The sequence below is a fragment of the Flavobacterium jejuense genome (assembly GCF_006491595.2).
Classification (GTDB): Bacteria; Bacteroidota; Bacteroidia; order Flavobacteriales; family Flavobacteriaceae; genus Flavobacterium; species Flavobacterium jejuense.
Genome location: NZ_VEVQ02000011.1, coordinates 27,991 through 44,878, shown reverse-complemented (window position 1 = coordinate 44,878; position 16,888 = coordinate 27,991). Strand labels below are relative to the sequence as shown.

Sequence of the window (16,888 nt, the reverse complement as noted above, 5' to 3'; positions counted from 1 at the left end):
CTATATTTGCACTCGCAAAAACGGTGTAACACCTTCCTCCTTAGCTCAGTTGGTTAGAGCATCTGACTGTTAATCAGAGGGTCCTTGGTTCGAGCCCAAGAGGGGGAGCAAAAAGAGCAACAGAAATGTTGCTCTTTTTTATTATATCATTTTTTTCTTAAACGATTTATATTACAAACTATTAAATTGTCTTTCTTCTTTATTAAACTCTTCCTTAATTCCCAATAAAATATTTTCTTTTGATAAAAAAGTTACTTTTTCTTCTATTGCTAATAAAGAAGCATGAACAATAGCGGAAACTATTTGAGCTCCTGTTAATTCATAATTTGTAGCTAGTAGATTTATCAATTTTCTATCTATTTCAACATTATTTGGCTTAACATTAGTCCATAATTTAATTCTTTCCTCAATGTTTGGTTTTGAAAATTTAATAATTGAGTTGAACCTTCTTAAAAATGCATCATCAATGTTATTTTTAAAATTTGACGTTAAAATAACCAATCCGTTAAAACGTTCAACCCTCTGTAAAAGATAACTAACTTCTTGATTTGCATAACGATCATTTGAAGATTTTGTGCTGGTACGTTTCCCAAAAAGAGCATCTGCTTCATCAAATAATAAAATCCAATCTTTATTTTCTGCCTGATTAAATATTTTTTCTAAGTTTTGTTCTGTTTCTCCAATGTATTTAGACACTACTTGCGATAAATCAATTCGATATACAGGACGATTAAACTCTTTTCCAAATAATGTTGCGGTTAAAGTTTTCCCTGTGCCAGGAGGTCCGTAAAACAAAGTTCTAAAACCTGGAAGCACGTGCTTTTTCATATCCCAATCCATTAATAAGGTCTTCTGGTGTTTAATCCAAAGCTTAATTTGGTTAATTTGAGTATGAACCGATTCATTTACTATTAAATCATTCCATTCCATAAAAGTAGTAACTTCTTTAGCTGGAAAATTTGTGCCAAATTTTGGTTTTTGAATTTCACCATAACAAAGCAAATGCACTATTTCTTTTGCTACAATTAGTTTGCCACTCATTAATGGTTCTCCGTCTTTAACTTCTTCTACAAGCAAAATATTCTCTTTAAAAAACCAATGTTCGGGTGAAAATAATTGTTGAATTTGCAAGCGATAAGTAACATCGTTTTTAGCTAATAAATATAAAGCCGTTTGCCCTGTAGGAATTAATCCTCTATGATTTTCTGTTTTTACTCCACCTAATTCTGGAAAATCGCCACCTTCTGGATAGACTTCTTTAATAATTTCATCTAAAAAACTTGGAAGTACATGAGGTACTAATCCTAAAGAAAGAAGAAATCCTTCTTCATGAGTGGTTTCTCTTCCTAAAATTTCAGAAAAAGTGTTTTGAAAGGAAATATTGTCCTTAGAATCTTTTTCTAATTTAAGAAAATTTATTGTGTATGATTTTAGGTTTTGAAAAAGCATATTAAATGTTTACTTCTGACCAATTAATGGGTCAATTAATGTTCCTGTGATACCATGATTAAGCATTTGATTGACTAAATCAATATGGATAATAATGCTCCCTTCAAAATTTAATAAATTAAATAATTTTCTATTATTAGTCTTTGATTCATCAATTTCCATTTTAATGATATTTTGGATTACCTTATTACCCTTCGGTCCTAATTCCTCAAACAATTCATATTCTGATTTTTCCCAATCAAAAGCATCAACTAATTCTAGTATATTTAAGACATAATAAGGTTTCATCTTCTTATTTTCAAAATTAACTTCTATAAACTCAAAATAGGAACAATCATATGTTTTCTCTAAAAATAATTTTACTTTCTCAGATACAATTAGTTTTCCTCCCAATGCATATAAAAAATCTAACGATTTACCACTCAAATTTTTTAATGTCGCATTAGGTGATTTCATGTTTTTTAATGAAATTCCATCGTACAAAACATTTTCAAATTCTTTATCATATATTAAATTTGCAATGTAAGTGTTCCCTTTTTCTAACTTAGGATAAAGTCTTTTGTAATTACTCATAATTTATATTTTAAAATATAACACTGTTTAAAGAAATACCACCTCCACTACTTATTGCCGTTCGTGCTCTAACTATTAAAGCATCTACTCTTGCTAAAGCTTGGGCTTCAGTAATTGTTCCACTAGTTAAAGCGTTTCTTATAGGAATCAATTCTGCCTCAATTCTTAAAGTATAAGCTGGGTGAGATCCTAAATGCAAGGCTGAATTACCAAAATGGCTAGCTAAATTAGGATGACTAGCTATTGCTGCTGATCTAGTGGCTAAATCTGGTGGAACCATTATTCCATTCCTAAGACCATTTTCAATATCAAAACCTATAGCTCTGAAGAAATCATCAAAAGCGGTTCTTAGTTCTCTAGGTATAATATGATGTGCTTGAAAATTTGGAGGATGCATTCCATTTGGAAGATGAGAAGGAATTCCTCTTCTTAATGCAGCTGTAGTCTCACCATTTTGAATTATTCTTAATCTTTCCGCTGATGACAATCTACTTCCTGCTGGTCCTCTCAAGCCTCTAAACTCATCGATTCTTGCAGTACGAGATAAATCATCTAATTCACTCACAAATCTACTAGGATTTCTTTCAACCCCAACAATAATTCCTCTAGCATTTCCAGAACCTACTAACACTTCATCTCCTAAACGAACAGTATCATCTAATAATCCCCCTCCTCCAGATGGTCTTAACCGTCCTTGCTCAATAAATTCAAGGTTTCCTGTTGCCAATAATACCCAAGGATTAATGTATCCCTCTAATCTAAACCAACCTCGTGTAAAACGCATTCTAAATCTTCTAAAACGAAGTCTTGAAAATAATCGTTCTGAAAGTTCTTCCAACGTCCTAACTCCTTGACCTACTCTTCCCCTCACACCTTGCATAATTACTCTTCCGCGTGCTATAACAGCTCCTGCTGTTCTTAAAATATATCTACTTCCTGCTCCAACAGTTCTAACAAGTCCTGCTCCAAAACGCCCTGTACTGGCAATTAATCTTCCTGTTCCTCTTACCAATGAACTTGCTGTTCTTCCAACTACTCTTCCAGCACTACTTATACCTCCCCTTAATGATTTCCAAAAAGCAGAACTTCCTAGTAAGGCAAAAATAGCTTCGACCGCAGCCACTGCAAATCCTCTTGCTAAGGCTCTACTGGCACCAGCTATATCTCCACTTATCGATTTATAAACATATTCTCCTAAATAATAAGAAGCTCTTAATACGGCAACACCTATCATAATAGGCATTAATGCTGAAAAAATTGCTGGCAATGCTGCTGTAACTGCTCCGCCTGATAATACCTCAGCCAAAACTATAACTATAATAACTCCTATAATTGATGGAATCAACCAGCCTCTATTACATCTCCACCAATGACCCATTCCAGAAGCCATTTGATTCATAGTATAACGCCCTCTTTGTGAACGGGTAAGGGGTCCAAATTTTGCTTCCTCTGGAAAAGCACTCGCAGCTCCCTCTGGTGAAGCTCCTTCTGGTGAAGGTGGATTGCAAGCTTGTGTTGCCATTTTTGCATTGCTTTGATCCATCATTTGTTGCAAACGAAACTCAGTTTCTTCTTCATGTGTCATAGGAGGAAGTGCTGGAGTACTTCCTTCTGATGAATTTCCTTCACCTCCTTCTTCACCTTCACCCATGGCGCCTCCAGATGGAATCATTTCGGAAAGAATTCCATGCACAGTTCTTGAAGGGTCATCAGAATTCCCAAATTCTACCATTCCTTCTTCTGTTCCTATTCTACTTAAAATAGCTTGTTGTAAAGCCTCACTTGGAGCAAATTCTCCAACACTATCTACTCCTATGTGTTGATTGGTATATTCCGAACGACTGAATAAAGCGGCATCACTTGCTGGAACATTATCTCCTAAACCAGAAGATTGAAATTGCGATTGTAATGATGGTTCTTCAAAAGTGGTTCTTTCAAATGGTAATGTTGTTGTTAAATTAACTCCTAATAATTCCTCTTCCATTTGTCCTTCAAATTCTGCTGGTGCTCCTGCTGCTGCTGCTATTTGATTGCTTAGTAAACTTAAATCCATTTCAGAAACCATTCGAGCCACTCTATTTGCAACTGTTATTTTTTCTTCATCAGATTTTTCTAATGTCTCTTGTAAAAATCCTACAATTCTAGTTTTAACTTGTACCCAAGTTTCTCCAAACATAGCAAAATTTGGCATTGCTCTAAGAACACCTATCATTACTCTTAATACAAAATTGATTATAGGTGGTTTAAAACAATCTGGCATTAATCTCCAATACCAAGCCATAACTACTATTGGAATTAACCAAGGAAAATTGGCTAAAATAACTAATTTGCCCACTAAAACTACTGCTGGGCGAATAAAAGACCAAATACTTTGAGCTACATCTGCAATAAACCTTCCTAATCGTGTAGCTTGAGTTACAATCCACATAGTAACACTACGAATCATGGAAGAAACCCTTTGAACTATTCCTCTTAAAAATCTAAATATGGAAGACTGAGCAACAGCATTTACTAAAGATTGAAAAGCAGCTTGCAATTGTCGAAACAAACCGCTCAACCATTGCATGGCAGCATTTACTAAAATTTGCAATTGTTGGATTCCTCTTTGTATAGGATCAAAGATGTTTTGTTGTAAGAAATTTCTAAAACGAACAAACACTTCATCATTCCAATTAGCTCTTACCCATTGAACCGCTCTATAAATACCATAAACTGCTGCTCCAATAACAGCAAAAATTCCTAGTGGTGATAACAGAACAATTATACCTCCTATAATCATTAATGGAACTTTAATAGGCTCAATAGCTTGTTTTATCCATTCCCATGCCTGAGTGGCTTTTTCAACCAACCAATCCCAAGCAGAAGTAGCACTTTCCCATGCAATATTAAACATTCTTTTTATCCAATTCCAAGCTCTTTGAATGGCATTACGAATAGGAGCAATCAAATCCCATAACCATTGTGCTTTTTCTACCACCCAATCCCACGCTGCTCTTGCATAGTGTTTTATAGCATCCATTGCTGGTTTCCCATAATCACTCCAAATTCCACTAAAAAAACCACTTATTTTAGTAAAAGTAGCTTTTAATCGGGCTAAAGCACTACTACTAAGTGAACTTATAAAGTTGAATATCTTTTCTGCTAATTGTGCAAAACTTCTACAAGCATCTGCAATATTTCCTTGCAAAGTTTCTATTATATTATCAACAAATTCATGTAAAATTCCTGATAACCCTTCTTCTTGTAGCCGACTAAATAAACCGCTTGTCATAGCATCTAATCCTCTAGCTATCATGTCTCTTATTGGTTCCCAAATACTAGAACGCAAAAAACGTAATAACCCTGGAGCAATTTCATTAATTATTTCTTCAGCCCTATCTTCAACCCATTCAATAACTCGTCCACCAAAACGAATAGCAGCTCCACCTGTGTAATCCCAAGCAGTTGAGGCTCCTCTTGCTATTCCTCTTCCAATATCTCCAAAGACATTTCGTTGTATGGTTTGATTATCAGATTTTTTTTGAAGTTTTTTTACTTGACTTCCACTTTGTTGTACCGTATGTGTTAATTCATGAGCCAATAAATGTTTCCCTTTATTAGAATTAGGATTATATTGTCCTTGATTAAAATAAATATCATTACCAACAGTAAATGCCTGAGCATTCAAATCTTGACTCATTTGAATGGCTTGACTATTAGTATGAATTCTAACACCTGAAAAATCTACCCCAAAGCGTTCTTCCATATAATCTCTAGTGTGATTATCTAAACGATTTCCAGAACCTTTTGTAGTATTAATTTGATTTTCTACATGAGTTGGTGCTTGAGACTCTGAACTAGAAATGAGGGATGATTTTTGAATTAAAGGAGTAATGTTTTCGGCTAAAGGTTTTTTTCTGACTTTTTCTTCTTCTTCACAATGGGCACATTTTTTTTGTACTAATGAACTTGTTTGGTTAAAACGATGTTCTCCAATAGGTTTCATTTGCAATACTTTGTCAGCTATTGCATCGGCTTCAGCCTCATACGAATCATTTTCAGCACCTACACTCATCTTTTTTTGAACTATTGCAGGTTTAAAAAGAGGAGCATTATTGGATGCTGCTTTTGGTTTTGATTCTGTATGTGCTAAAGCTTGATTCATAAACTTATATCATTTTTATAAATTTTATTTTAAATTATGGTAATGTTAAAGTAAATGGTAATGCATTAGATGGAAAATCAATAGTAAAAGGAACATCACCTGAAATTCCAGTAGCTTCAAATTGTGACATTGGTACAGTCGCAATCTGTTCTCTACTCGATCCACAATTTCCTGGACATAAATCTATGGTATCTTTGACCTGATAATTTATCAAGGGAATAACCGTTAAACTGTTGCTACTGTTTTTTATTACAATTATAGATCCTGTTACTAATCTTGCATCATTAAAAGGAGACGGTTGTGCACCAGAACTGCAGGATGTTTGATTAGTTCCTATACCACCCGCAATATTTCCAGCGATATCACTCACTACATTAAAATTCATTTCATGAGCGTTACCTGATGTGTTAATTGCTGTTATTTCTGTTGGAATAAGCGAAGATAAATTTAGCGTAATCATATTTACTCCTGTAGGGAAACTTGGAGGTGAAGCTAAAAGGTTTCTACTAATAGCAGATATAAGAAAACTAGTTGTAGTCGTAGTGGTAGGCGATGCTGTGAAATCAGCACCAAATTGACTGGTTAAGTTCTGAGTTGCACTTCCTCCAAAAAGATAAGTACTCCATAACGGTAATACTCTTGAATTTACAAATAATCCTATTCCCGCTAATAAAATGGGAGCCATTCTATCTCTTTCACGTCGCGCTAGATTTTCACTAGTGTAAGGTTGACAAAATGTAGCAGGACAAGTTGATGGTCCACCACAAGTTGCAGCATTAGGTGCTCCATCTCTCATATCAACAAAATCTGGTTCTGGCTCGCACATAAGTTGTCTTCGTATGTTAGACTTTCCCTGTTGCACTGTATGTGTCAATTCATGCGCCAACAAATGCTTTCCTGAGTCAGAATTTGGACTATACTTTCCTTCATTAAAATAAATATCATTGCCTACAGTAAAAGCTTGTGCGTTTAATTCTCGACTCATTTGCACCGCTTGACTTCCTGTGTGAATTTTAACATTGGAAAAATCAGTTCCAAAACGGCTTTCCATGAAGTGCTTTGTTCCATAATCCATACTACTTCCGCTTCCTCTGGAACTATTTATTTGACTTTCTATATGACTGGGTGCCTGCCCACCACTTTCAGAATTAGAAAATCGCTGAATTAAGGGTGTGATAGTTTCTGCTAATGGCTTTTTCTGAATTTTATCTTCTTCGCAAGCCGCACATTTTCTTTGGACTAAGGCCCCTGTATGAGAAACATTCTGCTGATTAGGCGTTTGCATTCGCATCACTTTATTTGCCATATTGTCTGCTTCTACCTCATAAGAATCATTTTCAGCACCAACACTCATTTTTTTTTGAATTATAGGAGCAGGCGCAAAGAAAGACGCTTTTGCCTTTGCTTTAACTCTTTTTGATTTTGATTCTTTATTTACAAGTGCTTGGGTCATTACATTTAAATTTTAAACATCATAGGCAAAACCTTCATAGGAATCTGCATTGTCTACAGCTTGTGCTACAGTAAGAGAAGCTGGCGCAGTCATACTATTACATTCCGTAAAATATACATGGTCTGAAGTCCCTCCATAATAATGTGAGAACTCATGGATAATCACACTTGCAAGACACTTATTTGCTTTTCCACGCCAATGGTCCATACATAGATGAATATCTGACCAAATCCTATATGTATAAGCATTCCCATTATCGCAACCTGTTTCACACTCATAAGTATAATCATCTGCGTCAAAAGCTGCCTTTATTCTTCTAAAAACACCTAATACTGAAGTGACAGTTGAGGCTGAATGATCTCTAAAAAATTTATCTAAAAGCGCTTCTGTTGTTGCACTAACAGGCGATACCGTTAATGCTGTTATAGCTCTGCTTACCATTGCTTTAGCCAAGTGATCGGCTGGCCAAATATGTGGCCTTAAATCTGCAGCTTCATCACAATCCTCGTGACTATATTTCTGAACCTTCCTCTCAATACCATCACCCTGCTGAACGGCATGTGTCAACTCATGAGCCAATAAATGCTTTCCTGAATCAGAATTTGGACTATATTTTCCTTCATTAAAATAAATATCATTGCCTACAGTAAAAGCTTGTGCGTTTAATTCTCTACTCATCTGCACGGCTTGACTTCCTGTATGAATTTTTACTTCTGAAAAATCAGTACCAAAACGGCTTTCCATAAAATGCTTTGTTCCATTATCCATACTACTTCCACTTCCTCTGGAACTATTTATTTGACTTTCTATATGACCGGGTGCTTGACCACCACTTTCAGAATTTGATGAGCGTTGAATTAATGGGGTTATATTTTCTGCTAAAGACTTTTTTTGAATTTTTTCTTCTTGTTCACAAGCAGTACATTTTCTTTGTACTAATGACCCTGTTTGTGAAACATTTTGTTGTGAGGGTTCAGTCATTCGCATGACTTTATTAGCCATGTTATCTGCTTCTACTTCATAAGAATCATTAGCCGAACCTATACTCAATTTTTTTTGAATGGTTGGTTTAAAAAACGAACTACTTTTTGTAGTGGTTTTATTTTCTCTTTGTAACATTGCTCTTTCCATACAAATTCATCTTTAATTTAACTCCAATGACAGTTTAAATAATTTTCCATCCATGGTGTTTGTATCATGCCTATTCCCCATGGTAATTGTTCTAATAAAATATCATATCCCTTTTCTTCAACCCATAATTCAAATTCATCTTCACTTACAAATTCTAATTTTGCTTCTCTTTGTAAAAATGTTTGTTGGAGTGCTTCAATAGAAGATTTATTCATTACTTTCCAATGTTCGTTAACTGCTTCCAGTAAACTTTTACATTTGTCTTTTTCCTCTTTAGTCATTTTCAATTTTACGTTTACAACTGCCTCAATTGGAAACCCACATAAAATCTTATTAAGAACTAAATCACTTTCATTTATTTTTTCTTCTCCAAAAACTAAAAATTGTGTAAGTAAAATAGCTTTATGTTGGCTTATTTTCTTGGTCCAATTCCCATTGCTTTCACACAAATTCAATTGTTCAAAAAGTGCTTTCAAAAAAGGATGTAGAAGCACTAATCCTGCATTGTTAATATATTGTGCCTTTCCTAAATCGGTATCGTTTTTGCCGTTTTTAAGTGCCAAATTACCTTCTTGTAGACTACTGTTTTCAAGTGTTTTAAATTTATTTTCCTGTATAGAATTCTTTAGAATACTGTTTTCTACTTTTGAAAAAAAATCTTTAATTTCTGTCGTAATTGTGTCTGATGAATTACTACTTATTTCATAAATATATTGGCAAATCAAGCTTAAATCATGGGTTGTTATTTCCCAAAATTCCTTTGAAAACTGAATAAACTCTTTTACAAGCGTTACTTTTGAAACGGATCTTTTTTGAAAATAATTCATCCATTGTATTAATTCAATCCATTGTTTTTTTAATAAACTATTCTTAGTTATTTTTTTTATAATTTGTTTAGTTTCATGATTACCCTTGTCATTGATATCCAGAATCTTATTTAAAAAAACAGCTATTTCATTAGGAAAATTATTTAGTTTTCTGAAAACAATCTCTTTAAAAAAATCTGGAACTGAAAAAATCCATCGGATTAAACAATTTTGATTGGTTTCCAAGTTTAAGAGAAGTCTTTCAATAAATACTTCTGTTACCTCAATTTTTAAAATTATCTCTTCTAAATTTTTAGAGATTGTATTTTCAATAATTCTTCCTGTCTTTAAAAAATTTAAAAAAATGCATTCTGAATGAGTACTATTAGAAAAAAAACTGTTCGAATTTATCATCTCATCATTTCTGTTTTCAGAGTATGAAATTCTATTTTTTCTCAAATAATCTTCAATTTGTGTTAGTCCTTTTTGAATAATTTCAGTTTTCCAATATTTCTTGGAAACATTTGGTATTTCTATAGATAATGTATCAATAACCCAAACCTTGTTTTTAATGTCATATTTATTAAATAAAACTTCCAGTTTTGGATAAAATTCTTTTTCTAACAACAAACTCAATTGACTATGTAATTCTTTCCCAAAAGCTTGAGACGAACAATGAATATCAAAAGTATGTTGTTGAAGCAGATGCATAATCTTTTACTTTTAGAAATCCTTTGGACAATGAATAGAGAATGAAGCAAAAATTTGATCACCATTAAATAAATTGTCATTTAATTCTTGGCTTTCAATTTTAATAAGAAATTCTTTTTCTGTACAATTAAAATTTAAACTTCCAATTCTAAATTTATTACTTGTTGAAGTACTTTGCTTTCTTTTTATTTTTACTAAGAAATCTATATCACTTCCTATATTTGAGTCTTCAATAATTGTTTTTAATGCTTCTAAAATTTTCACATCATTATGTAAAAAAGTAAGATTATTAACATTATTTTCAAGAATAGCTATTCTAAAAGTAATGTTTACAAATGAGTCTACTATACCTCTTAAAGAATAACTTAATCTTCCACCTTTATTATCTATCAAGGGCGTTGTACTTTGAAAACTAAAAATGGACAAGTTTGTTGTTGATTGTTCATTCAGTTCTTTACAATCTAAAATATCTCTTAAAATTGCATTTGTATCTACTGCTTTAATATCACCATTTGTAATGATTTTTCTATTTATATCTGCAATGATTTGTGTTTTTGTTTTTACTGCCATGATTCTATTATTTTTATTTGTTTGTATTGAAATCGTTTGTATTGAAGTCGTTTTTGTTGAAATCGCCTATTCTAGCCAAAGGAGAAACAGTTATTGTTTGTATATTTTCACAAACCTCGCCTAGTTGTTTTATAGTAATAGTAAATTGTCTATTGTTATCAAATTCAAATGTATGTTCTACAGTATTTTCATTTGTTGTAATCATATCTGAATTATCTCCAAAATCGAATTCATATTCATGAGTGTCATTTGTAGTGTCATTTATAAATTTAATTACATTAGGTTCATTCGCATCTCTACTAATTGACCACTGCAATTCATTTGGGCTAACTATTTCAAATTCGATTGTATTACTCAGTTCTTCATCTATCTCATATTGCAAATCATATAGTTTTGGAGTTGCAATAGAGGCATGATTAGGTTTAAGATAATATTTATCGCTTTTTTGAATAATAGCCTCTTTTCCTGTTCCAGTAAAAATTCCTCCAGCTTTTCCTTTAATTTTAACCTCATATTCTTTTGCGTCAGTTTGACAATATTTGGACTGTTCTAAAGAAATTGTTAATGGTTCTTTTACTTCTATTTTAACTTCCAGAGTATTTCCTTCACTACAACACACATAAGGCAAATAAAAATCAGCAATAATAATTTGTTGAAAAGGATTTTTTTCAACTGTTGAGCCTACTTCATATTGTAAAACTCCCTTAATGTTTTCCAAAATATAATCGCTCATTTGAACTGTATAATTAGCTTCTAGATTATACTTAGCAATCTCTAATAAATCATTCTTAATGTTATCTGATTCTGCTTTACATTTATCAATTGCTAATCCTTTTGGCTTTGTTTTAATCTGAGATTTATAATCGTCAAATTTCACGCTACTAATTAACTCATCCTTAATATTACCATCAATAGGAATACTATCCTTATAATTTGTAACCGCAGCAAGTAAATTGGTATAAATTAAAGGAGGATTTGATGCTTTGAAAATAGAAGTATCAATATATACTAATACAAAAGTTCCTCCTTTTGTAACACCAGCTTTATGTTCTATTCCTGGATGTTTTTTTAAGAATGTAGAAAAGAATAAATCCTTATATGTTTTTTGCCATCTTAGATAAGCTTCTTCATAAATAACGGTAAATGGATCCTCTAGAAACAATTCGTTAATATCATCTAATCTATCTATTAAATCTTCTGCAATAGTTGATAGATTAGGATTAAATAATTGAATGCACCATCTATGAAATAAAAAAACATGATTTAGATTTTTAAAGATGTCATAAAAAGATTTATAATTGGGTAAAAATTCTTTTAAATCATTGGTTAACAAATTCTTTAATTGTGATAAAATATTCTTAAAATTATTAATGTTTTCTATAGTAATAATATTATTTTCATCTAATGTGTTTTTTCTCAAATCCATCCATTTAATGACAAATTCAGTAATATTATACACTCTTTTTCGAGCTAAATCATAATCTGTTTCTAAATCATCCCAACGACCATCAAATTTTAAAATATCTACTTCTTTATTTACAAAATCAACTGCATTAAGTGCTGTTATTTTAAATGGTAAAGCATAACTATTTTTAATTAAACTAAGGTCATTTATAGCTTTTTTATAATTCATGCCTATATGTCCTTCAATTCTAAAGAAGTTATAAGGTTCTATATCAAATAATAAGGGCTCTTTGACTTCTGGTTTATTAGTATAGCTTGGAATTGTTGAATGATAGGAAAGAATCGTATTATTTTCTTTCTTTGCTGTTAATTGTGGACTCCATTTTTTATTTAAATCTAAAATAGAATTATAATAAAAAGGAATCGCTTTTTCACTTAAAGGAATAGTCCCTAAAGAAGAAGGAGTTACTTTTATTACATTTTGATTTGGAATTTCAAACGAAGTAAGAATAAGAACTAATTTTTCAAAAAGTAGGTTCAACTCTTTCAGTTTTGCATTTTCTTCGTTACTTCCGTTTAAAGTTTTAATAAAAGGTGTTCTAAAAATCGATTTGCCAGTTGTATCACCTCCAAGAACTACATGAAATGGAAATAAACCTTCGTCTACACAACAAAAACTAGGATTGATTTTTTTAAAATCAATAATCTCATTTTGAGTAGCTACTATGTCTGCAATCCAATCCCAAACATATTGCAAGTTTACACTTCCTTTATAATTATCTACTGTTGCTGAAATGGTATTTTTACAGTCTTCCAAAATATTTAAGTTACTTACTTCTGACAAAACCTCTTTAAAATCATTGTAAACAGAAGCAATAGAATCGCTTAGTTCTGTTAAAAAACTGTCTTTATATACTTTTCTAAACCCATCAAGAACATTTGTAGCAGTAATAATATTTTTATAAGGAACATTGTATCTAGGAAACGTAACTTTAGAATATAATTCTGGTAATTGATACACTTTAGTTAAAACTGCTGTAACTTCATTAATAGGAATTACTAATGGTCTAATAGTAAATTCAATACGTTTCCCTTTATCATCACAATTTGTGGTAACACAATTCTTTTGATCAATTAAGGTAACTTCTAATAATAAGATTACTAATTTATCAGTGAAAAAATTAGCTGGAATTGGCTTTACATCAACATCAGAAACATCAGCAGTTAATAATTCGAAACAGTTTTTAATAGCCTCATATTTGGAAGCATGTTTAAAGATTGCATCTAAATATGGTTCCCTTATATAGTCTGGTTTTAAAAATTGGTCAGAGAGTTCTAAATCGTGATATTGTGTAAACGTAGTTTCTTTAAAATTAATTTGAAAACCTAAAGAAGTTACAGCTGTTCCACAGCTTATTGTTACACTATTTATGTTGTTTTTAATAGAAAACGAAAGATCTAATCCACAAACAATTCCTAAGCCAATTAGATTTTTTCGCGTTATACGATCCTGTTCTTCTAAATGACTTACAAGGAAATTTAATTCTTTTTGACTAAGCACTTGATCGGCTTCAAAAACGGGATAAATAGAGGTGTTATATGCTTCCATGATCTTTTTTTTATAATGTTCCTAATGATGTGTTTCCAAGAATAATAGGATTGTTTGATTCGTTTAATTGACAATCATATAGATTCCCTTCTGGATATAATGTATTGAGCTCTTTTAAAGCTAAAATGAATTCGTGCAATGATTTAATATAATTTGTTTCTTGTGTTTTTGTAAGTGTATTTTCGCAAAAATGGAGTCTGTAATATCTGTAATTTTCAATCCATTTTTTATATTTTTTTTGAAAACCAAGCATATCACTAGCATTAACCCAACATATTTTCAATAAAACATGAGCAGGTGCTTCTTGTCTAAATATTTTTTCTGCATATTTTCTAAAAATCAAATTTTTAAACCTAGAAATGTAACCTGGCAAAACGATAGTGGCTTTAAAAGAATAAGGGTCATTATTAGCCTCATCGTCGCAATCATCATTTAAACAAACCGTTAATAAATCTTCATCCGAAAAAGTGCTGTTGCTAAAAGGTCGCAGTAAAATGTGTTCCAAACAATAAAAATTCTCATAGTAAACATTCATAATTCTTATCATTTTTACTAAATAATCATACGCTTCCGTTTCAGAAAGAAATTTCTTATTCAACTTGGCTATCTTCTTGTTCCCATCTACTAAATACAAATAATAATTAGGTCCAAAATTGTCTATTTTATATAAATTTTGATCTAAAAAATGAAGCTGAGCCCATTCCCATTTTTCAGGTAAATTAACTCCAGGAGCAATAATTTTAAATAAAAAGTTACCCGAATCTGTTTCTACTGTCCATTGTGTTTGTGGCCCTTCTTCAGTAACAATATTACGCAACGGAATTTCATTTATTCCTAATAATTTTGCAACTCGTTTTTCATAACCACCTCTATGATTGGAATCCCAAAACGATTCAAATTCTAAAACTTTTGTAGTTTCATTTATTTTAGCATTCAAATAATCAATTCCTAATCCACGATTACTGCTTATTTCAGGGTAAGTATTAATAAATTTTTGTTTATCCACAATTAAATCTTCATTGTCAAAACTCATCGAACCCATTCCAGAAGTAGTTTGAGATAATTGATACATCATAAATACATATTCATTAAAACTTTCAGAAAAACGGGCTAATAAATGGTCTAAAACTCTATTGCGCCTGTCATAAAATGCTGTTTTTGTTTCATAAAGAGAAACTTCTTCTGCTGTTGTTCCAGTAAGTAATTTGGCTTCTAAATCGTCTGAAAATACTTCTTTAGAATAAAAATCTTTACCTGTTAAAGGATTAACTTCTAAATACGATGGAAAATAAGTCTTTGTAATAGGTTTCACATCAAAAAGTGACTTAGCATTGTACAATTGGTTAAAAAAATCAGCTAAAATTTGTTCGAAGAAATACAAATATCCTTTTAATTGCTTCGCTTGAGCTTTTCGTAAGGGAGTATCTTTTTCTGAAACATAGTTTTTACCCAAACCATAATTTCTAGGAAACTCATCTTGAATGCTGTAATACCTATTAAAATCAAAATAATCACCATTTTCTATTTCAAAATCGTTTTTAGTATTTTGTAATTTCTTCTGATTAAATTGTGTTTTATATAAAATTACTTTATGTTCGACCAACATTAATTGGGTTTCCGAAAGTAAAAAAGGAATACTTTTTTGAAACAGTAACAATTTTGATTTTTGAGCATTGAAAATAGGTTTTACCTCTCCTGAAAGCTTTAAAATCCATTTTTCATTCGTAGCGTTTGCAATTGGTTTGCCCAATTCATTATAAACGGTCATCATAAAATTTTTGACCGATTTTACTCCTGCAATCTCCATTAAAACGGCAATAATATCAGAAGCATGTATTTCACTAGGCAATTGCGCTTTTGCAACCTCTTCATCTTTTAAAAAACCATGTGTTAATTTTGGTCCTAGAAAAATATCCTCTGAGTGAAATCCTTCATTTACTAATTGTGCTAAAGTGTAAAAAGTAATTTTTGGATTGATGATGTTATCAATTGCAATTTGAACTTGCGTCATTACTTCAATAGCATCTACTCCAGGTTGTAATTCAATATCGGTACAAATACCTATGTCTACTTTTTCAATTATTTCAGTACACAAATAATCTTCAGTTAAATTTCTATTTTGATGTAATGAAACTGCTATTGTAGAGAAAATGTCTTGTATTTTATCTTTTTTTTGTTCGAATAACGAAATGACTTCACACACATTTTTTTCTTTTGAAAAGTGATTTACTACTAAATCGATTTCAGCAATATCTTCTGGAAAAATTCTAAAATGTAAAGAATCAGAAGGTTTACTAGCTCTATTTACCACTAGAAAAACAATATCTTGCATTTTCTTAACACTGTCAATTGTAATCTTAGAGGGCTTGTTCATTTTTTTAAACAATAGTGCATCAGGATGATTCCAATTAGTAAATTGTGGTACTATTTTAAGATTAACCCAACGGTTATTTTCCCAAAAAGCAAACTCTAATAATAAAGTGTTTAAATCTCCTAAAAGAGGATCTTCATCTAATTCAATTTTAACTTTGTTTAATCCTCTCAGTACTAATTTTGGTAAGGAAGTATTGTTTTTATCTGTTTTCTTTACACTTAATTTATCTTCAATTTTATTGATATATAAAGAAGTTTCGTTATCATTCGGTTTAAAATAACCATTTGCATCGGTTGAAGTTTTTGTTGGCAATAGCCAAGCATTTGAAACCCCTTCAATATCAATAAGTAGTTTTCTATAATCAATAACTGTTAAAGGAGCATTAGTAAATATGGTTGCTGCTGAGAAAAATGTACTATTTTCAATTTTTCCGTTTTTACTAGTCAAAAGGTCCTTAATATCGAAATCCGCTCGATAACCCAATTCTGTAATGGCATAGCAAAGCACATCTAAAATAGTAATTCCAGGATCATGAGGATTGTAGTCTGTCCAGAATTTAGAACCAAACTGTTCAATATATTTGAACCCTTCTCCTAACAAGTATTGAAAGTCTTGTGAAGGAAGTAATTTTCTGTCTTTTTCTATGTAATATTCTGTTGACATG

General features: G+C 31.5%; 9 protein-coding genes and 1 tRNA gene. 1 reads left to right on the top strand and 9 read right to left on the bottom strand.

The features are described from left to right. Positions 1 to 34 precede the first annotated feature (34 nt). Positions 35 to 108 (top strand) — tRNA-Asn (locus FIA58_RS15585). Between the two features lie 63 nt (positions 109 to 171). Here FIA58_RS15585 and FIA58_RS15580 read toward each other — a convergent pair. From FIA58_RS15580 to FIA58_RS15540, 9 genes are read right to left on the bottom strand one after another with little or no spacing between them, the layout of a single operon-like run. Further along, a complete protein-coding gene (locus tag FIA58_RS15580) occupies positions 172 to 1,449 on the bottom strand; it encodes an ATP-binding protein (RefSeq protein WP_140963452.1) in 1,278 nt (425 codons plus the stop codon). A gap of 9 nt (positions 1,450 to 1,458) precedes the next feature. Further along, the gene (locus FIA58_RS15575; RefSeq protein ID WP_140963451.1) at positions 1,459 to 2,022 is read right to left on the bottom strand and encodes an imm11 family protein; all 564 of its coding nucleotides are present in this window, start codon (positions 2,020 to 2,022) and stop codon (positions 1,459 to 1,461) included. A gap of 10 nt (positions 2,023 to 2,032) precedes the next feature. Beyond that, the gene (locus FIA58_RS15570) at positions 2,033 to 6,166 is read right to left on the bottom strand and encodes an eCIS core domain-containing protein (RefSeq protein ID WP_140963449.1); all 4,134 of its coding nucleotides are present in this window, start codon (positions 6,164 to 6,166) and stop codon (positions 2,033 to 2,035) included. Positions 6,167 to 6,200: 34 nt separating this feature from the next. After that, positions 6,201 to 7,619, bottom strand: coding sequence for an eCIS core domain-containing protein (locus FIA58_RS15565; RefSeq protein ID WP_140963448.1), 1,419 nt, complete (start codon positions 7,617 to 7,619; stop codon positions 6,201 to 6,203). 12 nt (positions 7,620 to 7,631) lie between these two features. Further along, positions 7,632 to 8,750 (bottom strand): eCIS core domain-containing protein, encoded by a 1,119-nt coding sequence (locus FIA58_RS15560; RefSeq protein WP_140963446.1) that lies wholly within the window; start codon positions 8,748 to 8,750, stop codon positions 7,632 to 7,634. A gap of 17 nt (positions 8,751 to 8,767) precedes the next feature. Then, positions 8,768 to 10,267, bottom strand: coding sequence for a contractile injection system tape measure protein (locus tag FIA58_RS15555; protein ID WP_140963445.1), 1,500 nt, complete (start codon positions 10,265 to 10,267; stop codon positions 8,768 to 8,770). 12 nt (positions 10,268 to 10,279) lie between these two features. Further along, positions 10,280 to 10,837, bottom strand: coding sequence for a hypothetical protein (locus FIA58_RS15550; RefSeq protein ID WP_140963443.1), 558 nt, complete (start codon positions 10,835 to 10,837; stop codon positions 10,280 to 10,282). A 13-nt stretch (positions 10,838 to 10,850) separates the two neighbouring features. After that, positions 10,851 to 13,850, bottom strand: coding sequence for a hypothetical protein (locus tag FIA58_RS15545; RefSeq protein ID WP_140963441.1), 3,000 nt, complete (start codon positions 13,848 to 13,850; stop codon positions 10,851 to 10,853). 10 nt (positions 13,851 to 13,860) lie between these two features. Further along, positions 13,861 to 16,887, bottom strand: coding sequence for a hypothetical protein (locus tag FIA58_RS15540; protein WP_140963438.1), 3,027 nt, complete (start codon positions 16,885 to 16,887; stop codon positions 13,861 to 13,863). Position 16,888 lies beyond the last annotated feature (1 nt).

What these genes read in the sequence shown, in the direction of transcription:
- FIA58_RS15565 (WP_140963448.1), bottom strand. Translation starts at nt 7,619, where the DNA reads ATGACCCAAGCACTTGTAAATAAAGAATCAAAATCAAAAAGAGTTAAA.
- FIA58_RS15555 (WP_140963445.1), bottom strand. Translation starts at nt 10,267, where the DNA reads ATGCATCTGCTTCAACAACATACTTTTGATATTCATTGTTCGTCTCAA.
- FIA58_RS15550 (WP_140963443.1), bottom strand. Translation starts at nt 10,837, where the DNA reads ATGGCAGTAAAAACAAAAACACAAATCATTGCAGATATAAATAGAAAA.
- FIA58_RS15560 (WP_140963446.1), bottom strand. Translation starts at nt 8,750, where the DNA reads ATGGAAAGAGCAATGTTACAAAGAGAAAATAAAACCACTACAAAAAGT.
- FIA58_RS15570 (WP_140963449.1), bottom strand. Translation starts at nt 6,166, where the DNA reads ATGAATCAAGCTTTAGCACATACAGAATCAAAACCAAAAGCAGCATCC.
- FIA58_RS15540 (WP_140963438.1), bottom strand. Translation starts at nt 16,887, where the DNA reads ATGTCAACAGAATATTACATAGAAAAAGACAGAAAATTACTTCCTTCA.
- FIA58_RS15580 (WP_140963452.1), bottom strand. Translation starts at nt 1,449, where the DNA reads ATGCTTTTTCAAAACCTAAAATCATACACAATAAATTTTCTTAAATTA.
- FIA58_RS15545 (WP_140963441.1), bottom strand. Translation starts at nt 13,850, where the DNA reads ATGGAAGCATATAACACCTCTATTTATCCCGTTTTTGAAGCCGATCAA.
- FIA58_RS15575 (WP_140963451.1), bottom strand. Translation starts at nt 2,022, where the DNA reads ATGAGTAATTACAAAAGACTTTATCCTAAGTTAGAAAAAGGGAACACT.